The sequence below is a fragment of the Gordonia sp. QH-12 genome, from assembly GCF_001578675.1.
Classification (GTDB): domain Bacteria; phylum Actinomycetota; class Actinomycetes; order Mycobacteriales; family Mycobacteriaceae; genus Gordonia; species Gordonia sihwensis.
Genome location: NZ_KQ969282.1, coordinates 119,923 through 146,921, shown reverse-complemented (window position 1 = coordinate 146,921; position 26,999 = coordinate 119,923). Strand labels below are relative to the sequence as shown.

Genomic DNA, 26,999 nt, shown 5'->3' with positions numbered 1-26,999 from the left:
ATGGGGGAGTCGGCGCCCGGGCAGCGGGGTGTGCCCGCCGGAGCGTTCCCACTCTCCGCAGCGCAGTTCGGGCTGTGGCTGTCGCAGCAGCTGCATCCCGAAGTGCCGATCAACATGGCGCAGTACGTGGAGCTGCGCGGTCAGCTCGATCTCGACCTGCTCGAAGAATGCCTGATCGCCACCGGCAAGGAGATCGGATCCGGCTACCTGCGGATCATCGACGTCGACGGCCGCCCGTACCAGCTCGTCGACCGCGACATCGAGCAGTCGCTGGTCCGCGTCGATCTCTCTGAACGCCCCGATCCGGAGGCCGCGGCGCACGAGTGGATGCGCGCCGAGTACACGGCGCCGATCGATCTCGAGACCGGTCCGCTCTTCTGCTGTGCGGTCATCACGATCGGCCCCGACCACCACTACTGGTATGCGCGAGTGCACCACGTGGCGCTCGACGGCGTGGGTGCCATCACGTTGATGACCCGCGTGGCGGAGCTGTACACGCAGGCGCTCGACGGCGCGCCGCTGCCGTCCGATCCGGCGGACCACCTGCGCGAGCTGTACGAGGTCGAGGACGCCTACCGGTCGTCGCGCCGATTCGAATCCGACCGCGAGTACTGGGCGCAGGTCGTCGACGACATGCCCGAACCCGAGTCGTTCGCTTCGCGTCACGCCGCGCCGCAGGCGCTGAGCACCGTCGCGAGCACTGCACTGCCGCGCGATCTGGCCGAGGCGATGACGACCGACGGAGCCTCCTTCGCACCGGTCACCATCGCCGCGTTCGCGGCGTACTTCGGCCGGCTGACCGGAACCGACGACGTCCTGCTGTCGCTTCCCGTCTCGGCGCGCACCACCGCGCTGATGCGCCGGGCGGGCGGCATGGTCTCGAATGTGGTGCCGCTCCGGATCGCCGTGCCCGCGGACGCCACTGTCGACGCCCTCGTCGAATCGGTGCAGGTCCAGCTGGTGGGCGCGCTCCGCCACCAGCGCTACCGCACGGAGGACATCCGTCGCGACGCCGGTTCGCTCGGCGCGGACCGCGCCTATTTTGGCCCGGTCGTCAACATCATGATGGGTCTGGGCGACCTGCGCCTGGGCGCCATCGAATCACGACTGCACGTCCTCTCGTCCGGTCCGGTCGACGACCTGATGCTCAACCTGTACGAGACGGGTACCGGCAGCACCCACATCGACTTCATCGCGAACCCGGCCCGATACACCGAGGCCGAGAACGAGCGTCACCACGCCCGCTTCGTGGACTTCCTCAAGCGTTTCGTGGCCGCCGGAGCCGACACCGCGATCGGCGACCTCGAGGTCCTCGGCGCCGGCGAGCGCGAATGGCTGCTCTCGCGCGAGGGCGGCACCGCCGCGGAGCCACGCGGTTTCGGCGACATCCTGGCCGCTTCGGCCGCGGTGTACCCCGACCGGGTGGCCGTCGAGTTCGGAGGCACCGTCTGGACCTACCGGGAACTCGACGAACGCTCGAACCGCCTGGCACGTGTCCTGATCCGGCGAGGGGTGGGACCGGAGAGCCTGGTGGCGCTGGCGGTCCCGCGCTCGCTCGAATCGGTGCTGGCGATCTGGTCGATCGCGAAGGCCGGAGGCGCCTACCTGCCGATCGATCCGGGCTATCCGTCCGACCGCATCGCCCACATGGTGACCGACTCCGGCGCGGAGCACGGTCTGACGACCATCGCGAACCGCGCCGCCCTCCCGGACGGCGTCGATTGGCTCGCGCTCGACTCGCTGGAGGCGACCACCCTCGCCGACGCGGAGTCGGCCGCGCCGATCACCGACGCCGAACGGCTCGCCCCGGTCCGGCCCGACAACCCCGCTTACGTCATCTACACGTCCGGTTCCACCGGACTGCCGAAGGGCGTCGTGGTGCCCAACCGCGGGTTGTCGACGCTCGCCGAGGACCTGCGAGTGGTGTACTCGGTCTCATCCGACGCCCGGGTTGCCCAGTTCGCCTCCCCGAGCTTCGATGCGGCATTCGGTGAGATGCTCGCCGCGTGGGCTCATGGCGGAGCTCTCATCGTCGTACCGCCGACCGTGACCGGCGGCGACGAACTCGCGGGACTGCTCGCGGCCGCACGCGTGACCACGCTGGTCTCGACCCCGCCCGCCGCGCAGACGCTCGACCCGACCGGCCTGGACTCGATGCGCCGGGTGGTGACCGGCGGCGACGTGCTGCCCGCCGAACTCGCGGCGCGGTGGGACGGCCGGTTGCGCAACGCCTACGGTCCCACCGAGACCACGGTGATCGTCACGATCACCGAGCCACTGGCCGCCGGGACGCCGATCACGATCGGCGCGCCGATGAGCGGGGTTCGAGCGCTGGTGCTCGACCACCGCCTGCGGCCGGCGCCGGTCGGTGTCGCGGGCGATCTGTACATCGCCAATCCCGGTACTGCGCGCGGCTACCACGCCCGCCCGTCGCTGACCTCCTCGCGCTTCGTCGCCGATCCGTACGGCCCACCCGGCAGCCGCATGTACGCCACCGGCGACGTGGTCCGGTGGACCGACGACGGCGAGCTCGACTACATCGGGCGCTCGGACTTCCAGGTCAAGATTCGCGGCTTCCGCATCGAACTCGGCGAGATCGACGCCGTGATGGAGAACTGCCCGGGCGTCGACTTCGCCACTACGCAGGTCCGTACCGGTTCAGCCGGTCAGCCACAGCTGGTCACCTACGTGCTGGCCGAGGACGGCGTGGATCTGGACCCGTCGGGTCTGCGGATCGCCGCCGGACAGGTGCTGCCCGAATACATGGTGCCCGCCGCGGTGGTCGTGCTCGACGAGGTGCCGCTCACGGTGAACGGCAAGCTCGATCGCGCCGCCCTGCCCGATCCCGACTTCAGCGCGAGCACGGCGGAGTACCGCGAGCCGTCGACCGAGCTGGAGAAGCGGATCGCCGAGGTCTTCGCCGACGTCCTCGGTCTCGACCGTGTCAGCGCCGACGCGAGCTTCTTCGAGCTCGGCGGCGACAGCATCATCTCCCTGCAGTTGGTGTCGCGGGCCAAGAACCTCGGCATCGTCTTCACCGCGCGCGAGGTCTTCGAACAGCAGACGGTGGCCGGTCTGGCCCAGGTGGCGCGGACCGCCGACTCGGCAGAGGCGGAGCTGACCGAACTTCCGGGCGAGGGCGTCGGGCCGATGCCGCTGACCCCGGTGATGCACCAGATGCTCGAACTCGGACGCTACGAGGCGTTCGCACAGGCGCTGACCCTCGTCCTCCCGGCGGGCGCGAGCGATGAGGGCGTCGCCGCCACCATCGCCGCCGTCGTGGATCATCACGACATGCTGCGCGCGGTGCTGCGCGCGGACGGCCCCGAACCCGTCATCGTCACGCGACCGGCGGGCAGCGTGGACGCGACATCGCTGATCTCGAACGTTCCCGCCCGGGGACGCGCCGGATCGGCCGAGCTCGCGGAGCAGATCGGCCGAGTCGCGGCCGAGTCGGCGCGCCGCCTGAGTCCGGACACCGGTGTCATGGCGCAGTTCGTCCGACTCACGGGATCGGGCGAGACCGACGGAGACCGACTGGTCGCCGTCGTGCACCACCTCGCCGTCGACGGTGTGTCGTGGCGCACGCTGGTCCCCGACTTCGCACTCGCGTGGGTGAGCGTCTCCGCCGGCGCGACCCCGTCCCTTCCGCCTGTCGGAACCTCGATGCGCCGATGGGCGCACGGACTCGCCGAGGCCGCCCGCCGCGCCGACCGTGAGGCCGAGCTCGAGCACTGGCGGCGGATCGTCGCGGACGGCGACCAGCCGGTGGGCCGGCGCCCGCTCGATCCGCGGGTCGATGTGGCCGCCACTGAACGGCGGCTCGAGGTCCGGCTCAGCCCGGAGACCACGAGAGCCGTGCTCGCGGTGATTCCGCGGCAGTACCGTGCGGGCGTCAACGACGGTCTGCTCGCGGCGCTGGCGCTGGCGGTCGCCGCATGGCGCGGCGCGGACGGGCGACGCAGCATGCTCGTCGATCTCGAGGGCCACGGCCGTGAGGAGTCGGCGGTGCCCGGTGCCGATCTGGCACGGACCGTCGGCTGGTTCACCAGCGTGTACCCGGCTCGGCTCGACGTCGGCGACGTGGATCTGGACGCCGCGTTCGAGGGCGGGCCGAGTACGGCGGCGCTGCTCAAGACGATCAAGGAACAGCTGCGGCGGATTCCGGGTGAGGGCGTCGGCTACGGCCTGCTGCGGCACCTGAATCCCGATTCGCGCGCCGAGATGATGCAATGGCACCGCCCCGAGATCGCGTTCAACTATCTGGGCCGGCTGTCGTCAGGTGAGATTCCCGCCGAACTGCGCGCCGTGGGCTGGCTGCCCGACGGCGAGATGCTCGGCGCGGGTGCCCAGCGTCACGAGGACATGCCGCTCTCGGCCGCGCTGACGATCGATGCGATCGCCGCCGAAGACGGAGACGGCGTCGCACTCACTGCGACCTTCAGCTACGCCTCGGAGCTGCTCAGCGAGACCGAGGTGGTCGAACTCGCCGATCTGTGGGCGCGCGCCCTCGACGCGATGGCATCGCTGTCGCAGTCGCAGACCACGGGCGGCTTCACGCCCGCGGACCTTCCCCTGGTGAACCTCTCGCAGGAACAGATCGATGCGTGGGAGCGCGACTTCGAGTCGCTGTCCGACATCTGGTCGCTCTCACCGCTGCAGGAGGGTCTGCTGTTCCACGCCGGCCTCGCCGAGCACTTCGTGGACGTCTACACCGCGCAGATCGTGCTCGACCTGAGCGGCGAGGTCGACGCCGAACGCATGCGCGCGGCGGGCCAGGCGCTCGTCGACCGGCATCCCAGCCTGCGTGCCGCCTTCGTCTACGACGACACCGGCGTCCCCGCTCAGATCATCGTCGACGACGCGCGGCTGCCCTTCGAGTCGACGGATCTGTCAGACCTCGACGAGCAGGAGGCGCAGCGGACGGCGCGCGATCTGGTCACGTCGGATCGGGAGACTCGCTTCCGTCTCGACCGGCCGCCGCTGATCCGGATGCGGCTGATCCGCTTCTCGGACGGCGCGTACCGTCTGGCGCTGACCAATCACCACCTCCTGCTGGACGGCTGGTCGCTGCCTCTGGTGCTGACCGACCTTCTGGCGCTGTACGGCGCCAACGGCAACGGCTCGGGCATGGCCGCCGCGCCGAGTTACCGCGCCTATCTCGACTGGCTGTCGGGCCAGGACCCGCAGGCCTCGCTGGACGCGTGGTCGCGGGCCCTCGCCGGCCTCGACGAGCCGACCGTCCTCGCCCCGCAGTCGAGCGAGCTCGCGATGCCGACGCCCGAGGAACTTCTTCTGGACCTCGACGAGGATGTCGAGGCGGCGCTCGCCGCCGCCGCCCGGACGCTCGGTGTCACGGTGAACACCGTGGTGCAGGCCGCGTGGGGTGTGCTCCTGGCCCGCCTGACCAGTCGCTCGGACGTCGTGTTCGGCGCCACGGTCTCCGGCCGGCCGCCGCAGCTGCCGGGCGTGGAATCCACCGTCGGTCTCTTCATCAACACCGTTCCGGTCCGGGTTCGGCTCGACCGCACCGAATCGATCCGCGATCTCCTGCGCCGGGTGCAGGTCGAGCAGGCCGACCTGCTCGACCACCACTACACCGGACTCACCGATATCCAGCGGGCGGCGGGTCTCGGCCCCCTCTTCGACACGTTGACCGTGTTCGAGTCCTACCCGATCGACCGCTCGGTGCTCGCCGACGTCGACGCGGTCGCGGGCATGAGAGTGGTGGACGTCGAAGTCAACGATGCCACCCACTACCCGTTGACACTGGTGGCGCTGCAGGACCCGCGACTGCGGTTCAAACTGAAGTTCCTGCCGACGGCGTTCAGCGCCGAGGCCGCCGACCGACTGCTGACGAGGCTGGTCCGGGTGCTGGCGACCGTCGCCGCGGACCTCGACCGACCGGTCGCGTCCATCGACGTCCTCGACGAGGGGGAACGCGCGGTCCTGGCACCGATGACCCGGATGCCGGCGTCCGTCTCGGACACCGGGTTCGACCTCTTCGACACGGTCCGCAACGAACACGCCGACCGCCCCGCGGTGCGGTTCGACGGCGAAGAACTGACCTACCGGGAACTGTCCGGCCGCGCGGCGCGACTGGCACGGGCACTGCTCGACCGCGGCGTCGGCCCGGAGAGCTTCGTCGCCCTCGCGCTGCCCCGTTCGCTCGACTCGGTGGTCGCGATGTGGGCGGTGCTCGAGTCCGGAGCGGCCTTCGTGCCGGTGGACCCGAGCTATCCGGCCGACCGCATCGAGCACATGCTGACCGACTCCGGTGCGAGTGTCGGCATCACCGTCGCCGCACACGCCGCCGATCTTCCCGATGAGAGCACCGACTGGCTCGTGCTCGACGACTCCGTGCTGCGGGTGGAACTGGTGGGCCGATCGGCCGAACCGGTCACCCCCGCCGAGCGCGGCGGGGCATGCCGCCCGGACCAGGCCGCGTACATGATCTACACCTCGGGCACCACGGGTCTGCCCAAGGGCGTCATCGTGCCGAGGCACGGTCTGGAGAGCTTCGCGCTCGAACAGCGCGAGCGCTACCGCGTCACGCCCGATTCGCGGGTGCTGCACGTCGCCTCACCGAGCTTCGACGCCTCCGTCCTGGAGTTCGTGATGGCCTTCGGTACCGGCGCGCTCCTGGTCGTCTCACCGCCGACCGTCTTCGGCGGCACCGAACTGAGCGACCTGATCACACGCGAATCACTGAGCCACGTCTTCCTCACACCGTCGGCGCTGGCCACCATGGACCCCGAGCGGTTGGGCGAGCGTCCCGAGATCCTGGTGCTCGGAGGCGAAGCCGTCTCCGACGACCTCGTCGCCCGCTGGGCTCCCGGCCGCCAGGTGTTCAACGCCTACGGTCCCACCGAGACCACCGTCGTGGCCGCCGGCACCGACGCGCTGGTCGCGGGACGCCCGGTGACCATCGGCGGACCGATCCGCGGCACCGGCCTGCTGGTGCTCGACGAGGATCTGCGTCCGGTGCCGGTGGGAGCGGTCGGCGAACTGTACGTGACCGGCGCCGGTCTGGCTCGCGGTTACCACGCGCAGGCGGCACTGACCGCCGCTCGTTTCGTGGCGAACCCGGTCGGTGCTCCCGGCGACCGGATGTACCGCACCGGCGATCTGGTGCGGCCGAACGCCGACCTCGAACTGGAGTACATCGGCCGTTCGGACTTCCAGGTCAAGGTGCGCGGCCTGCGCATCGAGCTCGGGGAGATCGACGCGGTCCTCGCCACTCATCCGGACGTCGACTTCGTCGCGACCCTCGGGGTGGACGACGAACGCGGACAGACACAGCTGGTGGCGTACGTGCGGCCGGTGGGCGGCCGCGACGTGGACACCGCCGAGCTGATCGACCATGCGGCCCGTTCCCTCACCGGATACATGGTGCCGTCGGCGATCGTGGTCCTCGACGAGGTGCCGCTGACTCCGGTGGGCAAACTGGACCGGCGTGCGCTCCCGAAGCCGGAGTTCGAGTTCGCGGTGTCCGAGTACGTGGCTCCGGTGACGCCGCCCGAGGAGATCGTGGCGGCGGCCTTCGCCGACGTGCTCGGCCTCGACCGCGTCGGCGCCACCGATGAGTTCTTCGACCTCGGCGGCAACTCGCTGATCGCCACGCGGGTCATCGCCCGGGTGAACGCCGAACTCGGCACCGACATCGGCGTCCGCGATCTGTTCGAGGCACCGACGGTGGCCGCACTCGCCCTACGCGCCGAACGGTCGGCCGCCGGGGCGGGCAGGCTCGCGCTCACGGCGATGGAGCGGCCCGCGCACATTCCGCTGTCGCTCGCGCAGCAGCGCATGTGGTTCCTCAACCGCTACGACCCGGCCTCGGGGAACTACAACGTTCCGCTCGCCATCCGTCTGACCGGAGAACTCGACGTCGACGCGCTGCGTGCCGCGGTGCGCGACGTGATCGAGCGCCACGAGTCGTTGCGGACGGTGTTCCCGGATTCCGACTCCGGCGCCTACCAACAGGTGCTCGACGCCTCGCAGGTCGCCTTCCGGCTCGATCCGATCGCGGTCTCGGAGGACGAACTCGCCTCGCGCGCACTGGAACTCGGTGCGACTGGCTTCGACGTGACCGCTCAGGTCCCGATCCGCACGGCGTTGTTCCGGATCAGCGACGACGTTCACGTCCTCGCTCTGGTGATGCACCACATCATCGCCGACGGTTTCTCGATGGCGCCGCTGGCGCGCGATCTGGTCATGGCGTACACCGCCCGGACCCGGTCGAGTTCACCCGGCTGGGCCCCGCTGGAGGTCCAGTACGCGGACTTCGCGATCTGGCAGCGCGCGATGCTCGGCGACGAGTCCGATCCGCACTCGGTCGCGGCCGCCCAGATCGGATTCTGGCGCGAGGAACTCGCCGGTGTCCCCGAACTCCTGGAACTTCCGGCCGACCGACCGCGGCCCGAGGTGGCCTCGGGATCGGGCGGGCGCACCCGCGTCCGGATCGACGGGGCCCTGCGCGCCCGAGTCGAAGACGCCGCACGGCGTCACGGCGCCACTCCGTTCATGACCCTGCACGCCGCGCTGGCCGTCCTGCTCGCACGCGTGTCGGGGGAGAGCGACATCAGCGTCGGCACCCCGGTCGCGGGCCGCGGTGAGCGGCTGCTCGACGACGTCGTCGGCATGTTCGTCAACACCCTCGTCCTGCGGACACGAGTCGACGGCGCCGATTCGTTCAGCGACCTGCTAGCGAAGGTCAAGCACACCGATCTGGAGGCCTTCGAGCACGCCGACGTGCCGTTCGAACGGCTCGTGGAGATCCTCAACCCGGCCCGATCCACCGCGCACGCCCCGCTGTACCAGGTGCAGTTCGCCCTGGAGAACTTCGAGACCCCGACAGTGGACCTTCCGGGCTTGACCGTGGAGGCCGAGGGCATCGAGACCACCGTCTCCAAGTTCGACCTCGAGGTCACCGTGACCGAGCGCGCCGCCGGCTACGACGTGACGTTCGTCTACGCGACCGATCTCTTCGACGAGGACACCGCCGCCGGGTACGCGGAGCGATTCGTCCGCGCCCTCGACGCGCTGATCGCGGCACCGGACCGGCCGGTCGGCGACGTGGACCTGTTGCGGCCTCGCGAGCACGAGTTGCTCGAATCGTGGACCGCTGGACCGCAGGCACCTGCGCGCGCGACGCTCGTCGAGCGGTTCGAGGAGCAGGCCGCCCGGACTCCGGACGCCGTCGCCCTGGTGACGGGCGATGAGGTCCTGACCTACGCGGAGTTCGCGGCACAGGTGCACCGCCTCGCGCGGGAACTCCTCGCGTCGGGCGTGCGACCGGGCGACCAGGTCGGTCTGGCGATGCGCCGGTCCCGTCACCTGGTGGTCGGCATGTACGCGATCCTGGCGGCGGGCGGCGCCTACGTCCCGCTCGACCCGGCCCACCCAGCCGAGCGCAACGCGCATGTGATCGACACCGCCGATCCGCGGCTGATTCTGACCACGTCCGCCGACTCGGCCGCGCTGCCCGTCGATCGCGAGCTGCTGCAGATCGACGGACTCGACCTGGGCGCACACCCGGACGGGCCGCTCACCGACGCCGAGCGCGGCGGTGTGCTGCGTCCCGAGTCGGCGGCGTACACGCTGTTCACCTCGGGTTCCACCGGGCTGCCGAAGGGCGTCACCGTGCCACATGCGGCGGCTGCCAATCAGCTCGACTCGATGCAGCGCGAATACCGTCTCACCGCAACCGATGTGGTGCTGCAGAAGACACCGATGACGTTCGACGCGTCCGTGTGGGAGTTCTTCTGGCCGCTTCAGGCGGGCGCACGACTGGTGCTGGCGGGGCCCGACGGTCATCGGGACCCGGCTCAGCAGGCGCAGTTGGCGGCCGAGCACTCGGTGACCGTGGTGCAGTTCGTGCCGTCGATGCTGCCGCTGGTGGTCGAGACCTTCGCCGAGCGCGCAGTGACCTCGTTGCGGCTGCTGTTCTCCGGCGGCGAGGTGCTGCCGGCATCGGTCGCAGAAGACGTCATGGAACGCCTGCGCACCGAGGTGCACAACCTGTACGGCCCCACCGAGTCGGCGATGCAGGTGACGCGCCGCGCGGCCGGTGCCGGAGCCGGTTCGGTGCCCATCGGTTCGCCCGTCGAGGGCGTGCGCGTGCACGTGCTCGACACCCGGCTGCGTCCGGTCCCGGTCGGCACGCCCGGCGAACTGTACCTCGCGGGCGCGCAGCTGGCTCGGGGCTACGCGGGCCGTCCCGACCTGACGGCCGAGCGATTCGTCGCCGCACCGTACGACGCGGCGGGCGAGCGGATGTACCGCACCGGCGACCTGGTCCGGTGGACCGCGGACGGCGAACTCGAGTTCCTCGGCCGCACCGACGACCAGGTGAAGCTGCGCGGCCTGCGCATCGAGCCGGGCGAGATCGAGGCGGCGCTGGCCGCCCATCCCGGAGTCGATCAGGCGGTGGTGACCCTGCACCACGGGGAGCACACCGGCGATGCGCTCGTCGCATACGTCTCGGCCGCTCCCGGTACCGAGCGGGTGACTCAGGAAGATCTGAAGTCTCATGTGTGCGCTCGGGTGCCCGGCTACATGGTGCCGTCGCTGTTCATCGTGCTCGACGAACTGCCCGTCGGTGCCAGCGGCAAGATCGACCGCCGTGCGCTCCCGGCACCGGAGCTGGTGCTCAGCGCCGGGGTGTACGTCCCTCCGCGCAACCCGGTCGAGGAGATCATCGCGACGATCTTCGCGGAGACGATCGGCGTCGAGCGCGTGGGTGCGACCGACGACTTCTTCGCCGTGGGCGGCAACTCGCTCGTCGCCACCCGGGTGATCGCGCGACTCAACGACGCGTTGGGCACCGACGTCGGAGTCCGCGAGATCTTCGAGGCCCCGACCGTCGCCGAACTCGCCGTGGTGGCCGAGCAGCGGACGGGTGCGGTACGGCCCAAGCTGGTGGCGCGCGAGCGCACCGAACCGGCACCGTTGTCGCTGGCTCAGCAGCGCATGTGGTTCCTGAACCGATTCGATCGGGATTCCGCGGCCTACAACATGCCCTTCGCCATCCGGTTGACCGGTGCGCTGGACGTGTCCGCGATGCGCGCGGCGATGCTCGACGTCTGCGAGCGTCACGAGGCCCTGCGCACCGTGTACCCCGATTCCGCCGACGGACCCCGACAGGTGGTGCTGCCGGTGCGAGATGTGGCGGCGACCGCCGACCTCGTCGAGGTGGCGGTCGCGGAGGCCGACCTCGAAGCGGAAGTCGTCGCGCTGGCGACGGCACCCTTCGACGTCACCGCCGCACCGCCGGTCCGCGTGCATCTGTTGGCCGTGGGCCCCGACGAACACGTCTTGGTCTTCGTCCTGCACCACATCGCCTTCGACGGGTGGTCGTCGGCTCCGCTGGCCCGCGATCTGATGATCGCGTACGTCGCACGGACCGCCGGACAGCCGCCGGAGTGGTCGCCGCTGCCCGTGCAGTACAGCGACTTCGCCGTCTGGCAGCGGGAACTGCTCGGCGACGAGAACGATCCGGCATCGCTGGCCGCGCAGCAGCTGGCCTACTGGCGCGCCGAACTCGCCGATCTTCCCGACGTGCTGGAGCTGCCGACCGATCGGCCGCGGCCGGCACAGCAGTCGTTCCGAGGCGGAGACGTCGCCTTCACCTTGAGCCCCGAACTGCATGCGGCGCTGCTCGAGGTGGCTCGCTCCACCGACACGACGCTCTTCATGGTGGTCCATGCGGCACTGTCGGCGCTGCTCGGACGACTCTCGGGCAGTGACGACATCGCGATCGGCACGCCGATCGCCGGCCGCGGTGAAGCCGCGCTCGACGATGTGGTCGGCATGTTCGTCGGCACCCTGGTGCTGCGCACGGAGATCGACGAGAACGCGGCCTTCACCGATCTGCTGGCGCAGGTGCGCGAGCGAGACCTGGGTGCCTTCACCAACACCGAGATCCCGTTCGAGCGTCTCGTGGACGCGCTCAACCCGACCCGGTCCGCGGCGTACCACCCGCTGTTCCAGGTCTCACTGTGGTTCCAGAACATCGCGCGCGCCGAGCTGGAGCTTCCCGGGCTCACCGTCTCCCCCGCCGAGTTCGAGACCGGTCTGTCGCGGTTCGACCTGCAACTCACCGTGACCGACCGGACCGACGCCGAAGGCGCGCCGGGGGAGATCGACGTGGTGCTCACCTACGCCGAGGATCTGTTCGACAGGTCGACGGCGGAGCGTTTCGGCGACCGATTCACGTCGGTGCTGACACAGGTGGCGGCCGATCCCGCGGTGGTGGTCGGCGACATCCCGATCATCGGCGACCAGGAGCGGACCCGGGTCCTGGAGACCTGGAACGCCACCGATCACCGGATCGAATCCATCGATGCGGACAGCGACACGCTCGTGTCCCTCTTCGACGCGCAGGTGGCGCGATCGCCCGAAGCCACCGCCCTCGTATACGAGGGCGAGCAGATCACGTACGCGGAGTTCGACGCGCGAGCCAACCGTCTGGCACGGCATCTCATCTCGATGGGTGTCGGTCCGGAGTCGTTGGTCGGCCTGTCGATCCGCCGTTCGATCGATCTGCTCGTCGGCATGTACGGCATCCTCAAGGCCGGCGGCGCCTACGTGCCGCTCGATCCGGACCACCCCGCGGAGCGCAACGGATACGTTCTGGAGAGCGCCTGCCCGGTGACGGTCGTGACCACGACCGCCGACTCCGGAGCGGTCCCCGCGGACGTGCCGACGCTCGAGATCGACGTCCTCGACCTGTCCGGCGTCGCGGGCACCCCGGTGACCGACGCGGACCGCCGTTCGCCGCTGCGCCCGCAGAATCCGGCGAACCTGATCTACACCTCCGGCTCCACCGGCCGTCCCAAGGGCATCGCGGTGCCGCATGCCGGTCTGGTCAATCAGCTGTGCTGGATGCAGGGCGAATACCAGCTGACCGCCGACGACGCGGTGATGCTCAAGACCCCGATGACCTTCGACGTCTCCGTGTGGGAGTTCTTCTGGACCCTGCAGACCGGTGCCCGCCTCGTCATCGCCCGTCCGGACGGCCACCGGGACCCCGAGTACCTGTCGACGCTGATGCGCGAGCAGAACGTCACCGTGGTCCAGTACGTCCCGTCGATGCTGGCGATGTTCGTGTCGAGCTCGTCCGCGCGGATCCCCGACACCGTCCGCGCCGTGATCGCGATCGGCGAGGCGCTGCCGATCGAGACCGCCGAGGCCTTCCGCGAACTCTCCGCCGCGCCGCTGGACAACCTGTACGGACCCGCGGAGGCGTCGCTGGCCGTCACCTACTGGCGTCACACCGAAGCCGACCAGGGCGTGGTCCCGATCGGCGTCCCGATGTGGAACACCCGCCTGTACGTGCTCGACTCGCGCCTGCAGCCGGTGCCTCCGGGCGTCGCGGGAGAGCTGTACCTGTCGGGCGTCCAGCTGGCGCGCGGCTATCACGGTCGTCCCGACCTGTCGGCGGACCGGTTCGTCGCCGATCCGTTCGGCGCCCCGGGCGAGCGGATGTACCGCACCGGCGACCTGGTCCGGCACCGCGCCACCCCGGACGCCGACGACGCGGGGGTCCTCGAGTACATCGGCCGCACCGACTTCCAGGTCAAGGTGCGCGGAAACCGCATCGAGCTCGGCGAGATCGAGGCGGCCCTGCTGTCCGCGCCCGGCGTCACGCAGGCGGTGGTGCTGGTGCGCCACGACCCGCACACCGGCGACCAGCTGGTCGGCTACGTGGTGGCGCCCGCGGACGTGACCGGCGAGTCGGTCGCGGCGCATGCGGCGGGATCGCTGCCCTCGTACATGGTCCCGGCGGCCGTGGTGGTGATGGACGAGTTCCCCCGGAACAGCAGCGACAAGCTGGACCGGAAGGCGCTGCCCGAGCCGTCCTTCGACCTGCTCGCCGCCGAGTACGTGTTTCCGCGCGACCCGGTCGAGGAGATCATCGCGGGCGTTTTCGCCGGCGTCCTCGGTCTGCCGCGGATCAGCGTCGAGGAGAGCTTCTTCGACGCCGGCGGCAACTCTCTGATCGCGACCCGAGTGATCTCGCAGGTCAGCGACGCACTCGGCGTCGACCTCGGGGTACGCGACCTGTTCGACGCGCCGACGGTCGCCCAACTGGCCGCCCGCGTGGAGCAGAGCGGGGGCGCTTCGCGGCCCGCACTGACCCGGGCCGACCGCGGCGACACCGCACCGCTGTCGCTGGCACAGCAGCGGATGTGGTTCCTCAACCGGTTCGATCCGGCCTCGCCGGCCTACAACCTCCCCCTGCCGGTCCGGATGACCGGTCCGCTCGATGAGCCCGCTCTGCAGGCCGCAGTCCGCGACCTCCTCGACCGGCACGAGTCGCTGCGGACCCGGTTCCCCGACTCCGACAGCGGTCCGTACCAGCAGATCCTGCCGGTCGGCGACGCGGTGCCCGACCTGCGCCCGATCGAGGTCACCCGGGACGGCGTGCAGCAGGCGGTCGCGAAGGCCGTCATGACCGGATTCGACGTCACCGCCGAGGTGCCGCTGCGGGTTCGGCTGCTCCGGGTCACCGACGGTGACCCGCGCGGCGAGCACGTGCTCGTCCTGGTGCTTCACCACATCTCCGGCGACGGTCTGTCGATGGCGCCGCTGGTGCAGGACGTGATGGTGGCCTACGGCGCGCGGGCGGCCGGCGAGCAGCCGGCCTGGGCGCCGCTGGAAGTGCAGTACGCCGATTACGCGATCTGGCAGCGCGACGTGCTCGGCGATCCCGCGGACTCCTCGTCAGTGGCCGCCGCCCAGATCGATTACTGGCGCGAGACCCTCGCCGGGCTGCCCGACCGCCTCGAACTGCCCACCGATCACGAACGCCCGCAGGTGCAGTCGATGCGCGGCGCCATCCATCGCACCCCGATCGGCGCCGAGCTCTACTCCGCGATCGGCGCGTACGCCCGCGCCCGGGGCGTCACGCCGTTCATGGTCCTGCACGCCGCCTATGCGACCGTCTTGGCCGGGTTGACGGGTACCGCGGACATCGCTGTCGGCACCCCCGTCGGCGGTCGTGGCACGCGTGCGCTCGACGACCTGATCGGCATGTTCGTCAACACGCTCGTGCTGCGCACCCGGGTGCGTCCGGACGAGAGCTTCGATGCGCTCGTGGCTCAGGTCCGCGCCGCGGACCTCGCGGCCTTCGAGCACGCCGAGGTCCCGTTCGAGCAGCTGGTCGAGGTTCTCGACGTCACGCGCTCCACCGCGCATTCGCCGCTGTTCCAGGTGGCGCTCGCACTGCAGTCCGAGGCCCCGACGAGCTTCGAGATGGCGGGGCTGGACGTCGAGGCCGTCGACGTCTCGACCGACACGGCCAACATCGATCTCCAGCTCACGGTGCGCGAGAACACCGAGGTCGGCGCCGAAGCCGTCTTCACCTACGCCGCCGATCTCTTCGACGAGCCGACCGTCGAGTCGTTCGGCGACCGCCTGGTCCGCATCCTGCGGGCAGCGGTCGAGGCTCCCGAGACCGCCGTCGGCGATCTTCCTCTCCTCGGCGACGCCGAGCGCGCCGACCTCGTGGACCGGCGCGGCGGGGACGCGGCGGAGCCGCGGACCCTCGCCGATCTGTTCGGCGCCACCGCCGGGCGGCACGCCGACCGCGTCGCTGTCGAGTTCGACGGGCAGAGCCTGACCTACGCCGAGCTCGCCGAGCGCTCCAACCGGCTGGCGCGACGGCTGATCGACCACGGTGCCGGCCCCGACACGGTGGTCGCCCTCGCCATGACCCGATCGATCGACGCGATGGTCTCGATCTGGGCCGTGGCGGCCGCCGGAGCGGCCTACCTGCCGATCGATCCGAAGCTGCCCGCCGACCGCATCACGCACATGGTCTCCGACTCCGGCTCGGTGATCGGTCTGACGCATTCGGCCACCGCCGACACCCTGCCGTCGCAGGCGCGGCCGGTCGACGGCTGGACCCTTCTCGACGACGCAGCGCTGGCGGAGGATCTGGCGGGCCGCTCGGGCGCACCGCTCACCGATGCGGACCGGCGTGCGCCGCTGACCGTCGACGACCTCGCCTACGTGATCTACACGTCCGGCACCACCGGTCTGCCCAAGGGCGTCGCGGTGCCGCACCGCGGGCTGTCGACGCTGGCCGACGACGTCGTCGGGTACTACGAGACCTATCCGGGCGCGCGGATGCTGCAGTTCGCGGCGATCAGCTTCGACGCCGCCGTCGGCGAGATCCTCGCGACCTTCTGCGCGGGTGCGACGATGGTCATCGCCCCGACCGACCTCTACGGCGGTGCCGAACTGGCGGGCTTCATCCGCGATCAGCGGATCACGTCCTTCGTCGGCGCGCCGAACGCGGTGCAGACGGTCGACGCGAGCGAACTCGACCTGGTGACCCGCGTGGTGGTGGGCGGCGACGTGTGTCCGCCGGAACTGGTCGCCCGCTGGGGCGGGAGGCTGCGCAACGCGTACGGGCCCACCGAGACCACCGTGATCGTCACGATGACCGATCCGCTCGCCGCGGGCGAGCCGATCACGATCGGCTCGGCGATGAGCGGCGTGCACACCCTGGTTCTCGACGACCGGCTGCGGCCGGTCCCGGTCGGGACGCCGGGCGAGCTGTACATCACCAACGCCGGCCTCGCGCGCGGCTACCTCGGCCGGCGCGGTCTCACCGCCGAGCGGTTCGTCGCGAACCCGTACGCGGTGGGGAAGCGGATGTACCGCACCGGCGACGTGGTGCGCTGGACCGCAGACGGCGAACTCGCCTACATCGGCCGATCCGACTTCCAGCTGCAGATCCGCGGCTTCCGCGTCGAACTCGGCGAGATCGACGCCGCGCTCACCTCGCACCCCGACGTGGCCTTCGCCGTCACGTTGGGTGTCCCCGGACCGGCCGGCGACACCGTGCTGGTCGGCTACGTCCAGCCGGTGGCCGGAGCTGTCGTCGACACCGATGCGCTGGCGGCGCACGCCGCGCACCGGCTGCCGCCGTACATGGTCCCCGCGGTCATCATGGTGATCGACGAGGTGCCGTTGACCCCGATCGGCAAGGTCGACCGCAAGGCGCTGCCCGCACCGGAGTTCACCCGCGCGGCGGTTCACGTCGCGCCGGTGGGCGAGGTGGAGGTCGGCGTGGCCGAGGTGGTCGGCCGGGTGCTCGGTGCCGAGCGCGTCGGCGCCACCGACGACTTCTTCGACCTCGGCGGCAACTCGCTGATCGCGACGCGCGTCGTCGCGCAGATCAACGCCGAGTTCGGCTCCGACCTGGGAGTGCGGGATCTTTTCGAGGCACGGACCGTCGCCGAACTCGCCACCCGCGTGTCTCGAGGCTCGGCCGACGGCCGCCCGGCGCTGACGCCGCGTGAGCGGGCGGCGCGGGCACCGCTGTCTCTGGCGCAACAGCGAATGTGGTTCCTCAACCGGCTCGACCCCTCGTCGGCGGCGTACAACATCCCGCTGGCGGTCCGGCTCACCGGTGAGCTCGACGCCGATGCCTTCGGCGCCGCGCTGGGCGACGTGGTCGCGCGGCACGAGACGCTGCGCACCGTCTACCCCGATGCGGGGGACGGCGGGCACCAGCAGATCCTCGACGCGGAATCGGCGGGACTGGACCTGATCCGTGACCGGGTCGGCCCGGACGAGGTGGCGGGCCGCGTCGCGGCGCTGGCCACCGAAGGCTTCGACGTGACCGCCGAGGTCCCCATCCGCGCCGCTCTGCTGCGGGTGGCGGAACCGGGCGAGGACGTGACCGATCACGTCTTCGTGCTGGTCCTGCACCACATCGCGTCCGACGCGTCGTCGCTGGCACCGCTGGTCCGCGACGTCATCACCGCCTACACCGCCCGCGCAGCGGGTCACGCCCCGGACTGGGCGCCGTTGCCGGTGCAGTACGCCGACTACGCGATCTGGCAGCGTGAGCTCCTCGGAGACCTGGACGACCCGCACTCGCGCGGTGCACGCCAGCTGGCCTACTGGACCAAGGCGCTCGCCGGGCTCCCCGATCAGCTCGACCTGCCCACCGACCGGTCGCGCCCGGCGCGTCCGTCGATGCGCGGTGGCCGTGTGGAGTTCACCATCGACGGTGAAGTGCATCGCGCGGTCACCGAGATCGGTCGCGCGCACGGCGCGTCGACGTTCATGGTGATGCATGCGGCGCTCTCGGTGCTGCTGGCCCGACTGTCGGCCACCACCGACATCGCGATAGGCACCGCGGTCGCCGGCCGCGGGGAACCCGAACTCGACGGGCTCGTCGGCATGTTCGTCAACACCCTGGTCCTGCGCACCGTGGTGGAGCCCGAAGTCGACTTCGCCGGTGTCCTCGCTCAGACGCGCGCCACCGACCTGGCCGCGTTCGGGCACACCGAACTGCCCTTCGAGCGTCTGGTCGAGGCGATCAGCCCCACCCGCTCGCAGTCGCACCATCCGCTGTTCCAGGTGGCGCTCGACTTCCAGAATGCGGGCGAGGTCGCGGTGGAGCTGCCGGGCCTGGCCATCGCGCCGGAGCAGATCAGCGCCGACGTCGCGAAGTTCGACCTGCAGCTGACGGTCGCCGAGACCGTCGACGAATCGGGTACTCCGGCCGGGATGCGGGGCTCGTTCGACTACGCCACCGACCTCTTCGACGCGTCGACCGTCCAGGTCTTCGCGGAGCGGCTCGTGCGCATCCTGTCGACCGTGGTCGTGGACCCGACGGTGCCGATCGGCGACGTCCCGATCCTGTCGCCGACCGAGAGCGACGAGTTGAGCGCGGTCGCCGGCCCGGCGTCCGTGGCGCCCCGCACCTTCCCGCAGATCCTGGCCGACGCCGTCGCCGACGATCCGAACCGGATCGCGGTGGAGGAGGGCTCCGCGGCGCTCACCTATCGTCAGCTCGACGAGCGGTCGAACCAGCTGGCCCGGCTGCTGGCCGAGCGCGGCATCGGCACCGGCGATTACGTCGCGGTCGCCATGCCGCGATCGATCCGCACCGCGACTGCCGTCTGGGCGATCGTCAAGACCGGCGCGGCGTTCCTGCCGATCGATCCGAGCTATCCGGCCGACCGCATCGCGCACATGCTGACCGATTCGGGTGTACGGATCGGTCTCACGACGTCGACCGAGCGTCCCGAGCTCTCCGGTGAGGTCGACTGGATCGTCTTCGACGAGATCGATGCGCTGCTGGCGGCCGAGTCGGTCGCCGAGGTGACCCCGGTGCGCCGCATGCGCGTGGACTCGCCGGCCTACGTCATCTACACCTCCGGGTCCACCGGTCTGCCCAAGGGCGTCGTGGTGACCCATCGGGGACTGGCGAACCTGGTCGCGGAGCAGCGCGCGCACATGCAGCTGGTCCCCGGCTCGCGGTCGCTGCAGTTCGCGTCACCGAGTTTCGACGCCTCGGTGTTCGAGATGATGATGGCCTTCGGCAGCGCGTCGACGATGGTCGTCGCGCCCGCGGGGCTGCTGGGCGGCGTGGAACTGTCGGACTTCCTGCGCGCGAACCGGGTGACCCACGCCTGCATCACGCCGGCCGCGCTGGCCGCGGCCGATCCGCAGGGACTGGACGACCTGCGCGTGCTGGCCGTGGCGGGCGACGCCTGCCCGCCCGAACTCGTGGCCCGCTGGGCACCCGAGCGCACCATGCTGAACCTGTACGGACCCACCGAGACCACCGTCTGGTGCACGGTGTCCGAGCCCCTGCGTGCGGGTGCGCCGATCACGATCGGCGCACCGACGCGCGGCTTCCGGCTGACCGTGCTCGACGGCCGCCTCCGGCCGGCTCCGGTGGGAGTGGCCGGTGAGCTCTACCTCGCCGGACCGGCCTTGGCCGCCGGCTACCACGATCGCGCCGGGCTGACCGCCGAGCGATTCGTCGCGAACCCGTTCAGCGAGGGCGAGCGGATGTACCGCACCGGCGACGTGGTCCGGTGGACGCGCGACGGGCGGCTCGAGTACGTCGGCCGCTCGGACTTCCAGGTCAAGGTCCGCGGCTTCCGCATCGAACTCGGCGAGATCAGCGGCGCGCTCTCGTGCCACGACAGCGTCGGATTCGTCACCACGGAGGGCGTCACCGCACCCGACGGCGGCACCGCGCTGGTGTCGTACGTGCTGCCCGCTCCCGGACACGTGGTCGACGAGGTCGCGCTGAAATCGTTCGCGGCGGAGTTCCTGCCCGCGTACATGGTTCCCGCTCAGGTCGTCGCACTCGACGAGGTCCCGCTCACGCCTGCGGGCAAGCTGGACCGCCGGGCACTGCCCGCGCCGTCGTTCACCATCGAGGAGGGCGACTACCAGGCGCCCCGCAGCCTCACCGAGGAGATCGTCGCAGGCGTCTTCGCCGAGGTCCTCGGCCTCGAGCGCGTCAGCGTCAGCAGCGGGTTCTTCGACCTCGGCGGCAACTCGCTGTCGGCGACGAAGGTCACCGCGCGCGTCGGCGCGGCGCTCGGCGTGCGCGTCGGGGTCCGCGACCTGTTCGACGCCCCGACGGTGGCCGAGTTCGCCGCCCATCTGGAGACGGCGACCGCCGACGAGCGGCCTCCGCTCACGGCCCGCCCGCGTCCGGATCGGATTCCGCTGTCGCTGGCCCAGCGCCGGATGTGGTTCCTCAATCAGTTCGACACGGAGTCGGCCGCGTACAACGTGCCCCTGGCCGTGCGGTTGAGCGGCGAACTCGACGTCGCCGCCCTCGAACAGGCAGTGGAGGACGTGCTCGCGCGTCACGAGGTGCTCCGCACCGTGTACCCGGACTCCGCCGACGGTCCCTACCAGGAGATTCTCCCGGCCTCTCGCGTGGACATCACGCCGATCCCGGTGACCGAGGCCGAGGTCGTCGCGCGCGCGGTCGACCTGATCTCCGAGGGCTTCGACGTGACCGCGCGGCCGCCGGTGCGGATCGCGCTGCTGGAGCAGAGCCCCCGCGAGCACGTGCTCGTGGTCACCATGCACCACATCACGGCCGACGGTGCGTCGGTCGCGCCCCTCGCCCGCGACATCATGGTCGCGTACACCGCGCGTGCCGCCGGTGCGGCGCCGCAGTGGTCGCCGTTGCCGGTCCAGTACGCCGACTACGCGCTCTGGCAGGGCGAGACGCTCGGCGACGTGGACGATCCGGAGTCACTGCTGGGGCGCCAGCGCGATTACTGGACCGATCGCCTCGCCGGTCTGCCCGAGGTGCTGGACCTGCCGATGGACCGGCCGCGTCCGGCGGTCCAGTCGACGGCCGGTGCGGGCAGCCCGTTCACGATCGACGCCCGCCTGCACAGGCGGCTCCTCGAGGTCGCGGAGGCGCACGACGCGACCCTGTTCATGGTGCTGCACGCGGCCTTCGCCGCGCTGCTGTCCCGGTTGGGCCGCGAATCCGACATCGCGATCGGCACGCCCGTGGCCGGGCGCGGCGAGCAGTCACTCGACGAGTTGGTCGGCGTGTTCGTCAACACCCTGGTGCTGCGTACCCGCGTCGACGGCGGTGCGAGCTTCGCCGACCTGCTGGCGCAGGTCCGGCAGAACGATCTCGCCGCGTTCACCCACGCCGACATGCCCTTCGAGCAACTCGTCGACGTGCTGGCGCCGTCGCGGTCGACGGCGGTCTCGCCGCTTTTCCAGGTGATGTTCACCATGCAGAACAACGCCCCGGCGAGCTTCGACCTGCCGGGTCTGTCGGTGAGCGGACTCACCTCCGACTTCGATGTCGCCAAGTTCGATCTGCAGCTGACCGTGACCGACCGGCGGGACGCCGACGGGTCGCCCGCCGATCTGCCCGCGACGTTCAGCTACGCCACGGCGCTGTTCGACCGGACGACCGTCGAACGCTTCGCCGAGGCCTACCTCGCGGTCCTGCACGGGATCTGCGACGACGCCGACCGCATCGTCGGCGACGTGCCCGTCACCTCCGCGCAGGACCGAGCCGACCTGGCCGCGGTCAACACGACCGCTGCTCCGGTGGAACCGGGCACGCTCGCGGGAGTGTTCGCCGCGCAGGCCGCGCGCACTCCGGACGCCACGGCGCTGGTGTTCGGCTCCGGCGCCTCCCGGCAGAGCCTCACCTACGCGGAGTTCGACGCCCGGACCAACGCGCTCGCACGGATGCTGATCGACGCGGGCGTGGGACCGGACGTCCCGGTGGCACTCGGCCTTCCGCGGTCGCTGGAACTGCTCACCGCGATGTACGCGATCGTCAAGGCCGGCGGCGCCTACGTCCCGGTCGATCCCGACCATCCCGCCGAGCGCACCCTGTACGTGCTCGACTCCGCCTCGCCCGCCGTGCTGCTGACGGCGTCGGACACCGACCTTCCCGCGCCCGACGGGTTGCCGGTGTGGACCGTCGACACGGTGGACCTCGACGGATGGTCGACAGCGCCGATCACCGATGCCGAGCGGTCGGCGCCGCTGCGCGGGACGAACACCGCGTACGTCATCTACACCTCCGGTTCCACCGGCCGCCCCAAGGGCGTCGCGGTGCCGCATTCGGCGATCGTGAATCGCCTCGCCTGGATGCAGCACGAGTACGCGCTCACCCCGGACGACGTTGTGGCGCAGAAGACCCCCGCGACCTTCGACGTGTCGGTGTGGGAGTTCTTCTGGCCGCTGCAGGTGGGCGCGTCGCTCGTCATCGCGCAGCCGGACGGGCACCGCGACCCGCTGTACCTCGCCGAGCTGTTCGAGGCGGAGTCGGTCACCACCGCGCACTTCGTCCCGTCGATGCTGTCGGCGTTCACCGGGGCGGTGGCTCCGGGATCGGTCGGCTCGCTGCGCCAGGTGTTCTGCTCGGGCGAGGCACTGACGCCGCGGGCCGCGCAGGCCTTCGCGGCGTTGAGCGATGCGCGTCTGCACAACCTCTACGGCCCCACCGAGGCGGCCGTCGACGTCACCTACCACGAGGTCACCCCGGCCGACACGGCCGCCGTGCCGATCGGCGCCCCGGTGTGGAACACCGGAGTCCACGTCCTCGACGACCGTCTGCATCCGGTGCCGGTCGGCGTGGCAGGCGAACTGTATCTCGCCGGCGTGCAGCTGGCGCGCGGTTACGTGGGACGCGCGGACCTCACCGCCGACCGCTTCGTGGCGAACCCGGCGGCCGACGGGGAGCGGATGTACCGCACCGGCGACCTGGTCCGATGGGTCCGGACCGACGGCGGGCTGGAACTGGACTACATCGGCCGCACCGACTTCCAGGTCAAGCTTCGCGGTCTGCGCATCGAGCTCGGCGAGATCGAGGCGGCGCTGCTCGATCAGCCGACGGTCGCGCAAGCCGTCGTGGTGGTGCGCGAAGACGTTCCGGGCGCACAGCAGCTCGTCGGCTACGTCGTCGGCGACGTCGCGTCCGGTGAACTCGATGTCGACGCTCTCACCGAGGCGATCTCGGCTCGCCTGCCGGAGTACATGGTGCCCACGGTGCTGATGCCGCTCGACGAGTTCCCGTTGAACGCCTCGGGCAAGCTCGACCGCAAGGCGCTGCCCGCGCCCGACCGGACCGAGTCGGTCACGCAGTACCGCGCACCGGCCGACCGTGTCGAGACCGTGCTCTGCGATCTGGTCGCCGAACTGCTCGGTCTCGACCGCGTGGGTGTGGACGACTCCTTCTTCGCGCTGGGCGGCGACTCGATCATGGCCATTCAGCTGGTCTCGCGCGCCAAGCGCGAGGGCATCGTCCTGCGTCCGGCCCAGGTCTTCGAGCACCGCACCGTCGCCGCGCTGGCGCGGGTGGCCGCCGCCGAGGCCGCAGCCGGCCTGGACGAGCTGCCGGGAGGCGGGGTCGGCGAGGCACCGCTGACGCCGATCATGCACTGGATGATCGAAGACCTCCGTGCGTACGACGAGTTCTCCCAGGCCGTGCTCCTGACGCTCCCCGAGTCCGTCGAGGAGTCGGATCTGGCGGCCGCGATCGCCATGCTGCTCGACCACCACGACGTCCTGCGCGCCCGCCTCGTCACGAGTACCGGAACCGCTGCCGACGCCACCGGTCTGTCCATCGGCCCGGTGGGCTCGGTTCCGGCGGCCGGACTGCTGACCCGCGTCGACGTCGACGCCGCTCCCGGAACCGAGGCCTTCGCCGCGGCCGCGGAGGAACAGATGCGCCGCGCCGGTGCCCGGCTCGATCCGCGGTCCGGCGTGACGACCCAGTTCGTCTGGCTGCACCGCACCGACGGCGGGCGCGACCGTCTGCTGGTCCTGGCCCACCACCTCGTGGTGGACGGTGTCTCGTGGCGGTCGCTGGTTCCCGACCTCGCGCTGGCCTGGTACCGCGTCACCGAGGGGGCCACGGCGGAACTGTCGCCGGTGGCGACGTCGTTCCGCCGCTGGGCCCACGCCCTCGCCGAGGCCGCACCGTCGCGGGCCGGGGAACTCGAGTTCTGGCGTTCCACTCTGACCGGCGACGATCCCGCGCTGGGTGCGCGGTACGCCGACCCCGAGATCGACACCGTCGAGACCGTCGATGACCTGCGGATCGAGTTGCCGCCGCAGATCGCCGAGGCCGTCCTCGGCCGGGTACCGGGAACGGTCCACGGCTCGGCGACCGACTCCCTGATGACCGCGCTGGCACTGGCCGTCGCGGCGTGGCGAGCGGCGCGGGGAGTCCACGCCCCGAGCGCACTCGTCACGCTGGAGGGGCACGGCCGCGAAGAGCAGGCCGTCCCCGGCGCCGACCTGTCCGGCACGGTCGGCTGGTTCACCAGCTCGTACCCGGTGCGCGTCGACCTCTCGGGACTCGACGTCGACGACGCGCTGGCCGGTGGTCCGGCGGCCGGCGCCGCGCTCAAGCGGGTCAAGGAGCAGTTGCGCGCGGTGCCCGACAACGGCATCGGCTACGGCATGCTGCGCTATCTGACCGAGGAGGGGCGCTCGGCGCTCGCCGGACTGCGCACGCCGCAGATCGGCTTCAACTACCTCGGCCGCGTCTCCGCGGGCACCGGGACAGTCGACGACGCCCCGTGGCAGCTCGACGGCGACTCCGGAAGCCTGGGCGGCACGCGTGATGCCGCGATGGCCCTCCCGGCCGCGCTCGACATCAACGCCTCGGCGGTCGACTCCGCCGACGGCACGCGCCTGGGCGCCACTTTCTCCTACGCCACCGGTGTCTTCACCGCCGAACAGGTCCGCGAGATCGCAGATCTGTGGGTGGAGGCGCTCACGGCTCTGACCCGGTACGCGGACGCGCCCGGTGCCGGCGGTCTCACCCCGTCGGATCTGCCGCTGGTGCGGCTCGACCAGCGAGCCGTCGAGGCCGTCGAGGAGCGTCACGGCGACGTGGCCGACATCTGGTCGCTCTCGCCGCTGCAGGAGGGACTGCTCTTCCACGCGCAGTTCGCGGGTGACGAACTCGACGCCTACATGGTGCAGACCGTCCTCACGCTGGAGGGCGTGGTCGATCCCGCCCGCCTCCGCGCGGCGGGCGAGGCACTGCTGCGCAGGCATGCGAACCTCCGGGTCGCTTTCGACTCGATCGACGGACTGCCCGTCCAGGTGGTGCCCGCGGCCGTGAGGCTGCCGTGGGCCGAGGTGGACCTCCGGGCCGCCGCGGACCCGCAAGCGGCCTTCGACGATCTGCTGGCCGCCGACCGCCGGCGCGGCTTCGACATGGCGACGCCGCCGCTGCTGCGGTTCACCCTCGCCCGACTGGGCGAGTCCGACTACCGGATGCTCTCGACCAACCACCACGTCCTGTTGGACGGCTGGTCCACACCGCTGCTGCTCAAGGACCTGCTGTTCCTGTACGCGGCCTCCGGTGACGGCTCGGCGCTGCCCGTCGTCGGCGAGTACCGCGAGTTCCTCGTGTGGCTCTCGCACCGCGACCACCGGTCGTCGCTGACCGCCTGGGCCGCCGCGTTCGACGGACTCGACGAGCCGACACTCGTCGCCGGCGAGGCGACGGCGGCATCGGCCGACTCCGCCGACACCGAACGGCTGCTGCCCGCCGGGTTGACGTCCACCCTCGGCGCACTGGCGCGGGCTCACGGCATCACCCTCAACACCCTCGTCCAGGCGGCGTGGGGTCTGGTGCTGTCGGCGCAGACCGGTCGCAACGACGTCACCTTCGGTACCACCGTCTCCGGCAGGCCCGCGGACCTTCCGGGCGTGGAATCGATGATCGGCCTGTTCATCAACACCCTGCCCGTGCGTGTCACGGTGCGTCCGGGGGAGTCGGCGCAGGAGTTCCTGCGGCGCCTGCAGGCCGAACAGGCGGCACTGCTCGACCACCACTACCTGGGTCTCTCGGAGATCCAGCGCGCGGTGGGCGCGGGCGCGGGATTCGACACGCTGAGCGTCTTCGAGTCGTACCCGGTCGATTCCGAGGCCCTCGCGCAGGCCGCCGACATCGACGGCATGCGGGTCACCGGACTGCGCGGCATGGACTCCACCCACTACCCGCTGACGCTGGTGGCGAGTTCAGCCGACCGTCTCCACCTGCAGCTCAAGTACCTGACCGATCTGTACGACGCCGCCGCGGCGGAGACCGTGCTCGACCGCGTGGAGAGGGTGCTCACCGCATTCGCCGAAACGCCGGAGGCACCGATCGCGTCGATCGGCGTGCTGAGCGACGCCGAGCGTTCCGACGTGCTGGGACTGGGCTTCGTGCCCGGTGTCGCGCCCACGGCCGACACGCTGGCCGATGCGTTCGCCGCGCAGGCGGCGGCCCACGCCGACCGGACCGCCGTGGTCGCGGGCGGCGAGCGGCTGACCTATGCGGAACTGGCCGGACGGGTCGACCGTCTGGCCCGGGTGCTCATCGCCGAGGGCGTCGGGCCCGAGTCGCTGGTCGCGGTCGCCATGCCGCGGACGGCCGACCTGGCCGTGGCGTTGCTCGCGGTGGTCACCGCGGGCGGCGCATACGTGCCCGTCGACGTCACGTACCCGCAGGACCGGCTGTCGTACATGCTCGCCGACGCCCGTCCGACGGTGGTCGTGTCCACCGCCGCCGACGCGGAGTCCCTGCCCGCGCACGAACTGCCCGTCCTGCTGCTCGATTCGCCGGACCTCGCCGAGCGGATGGCGGCGCAGCCGGAGGGCCCGGTGACCGACGCCGACCGACTGGCACCGCTGCGCCCGCAGCATCCCGCGTACGTCATCTACACGTC

At 71.2% G+C, this 26,999-nt stretch carries 1 protein-coding gene (running past one end of the window); it reads left to right on the top strand.

The annotated features are described in order from the left end of the window. Nucleotides 1-26,999, top strand: the 5' portion of a protein-coding gene (locus Y710_RS00595) for a non-ribosomal peptide synthase/polyketide synthase (RefSeq protein WP_062365896.1). The gene runs 16,285 nt beyond the window's last position; only the first 26,999 of its 43,284 coding nucleotides appear in the window; it begins with the start codon at nucleotides 1-3; its stop codon lies off the right edge, out of view.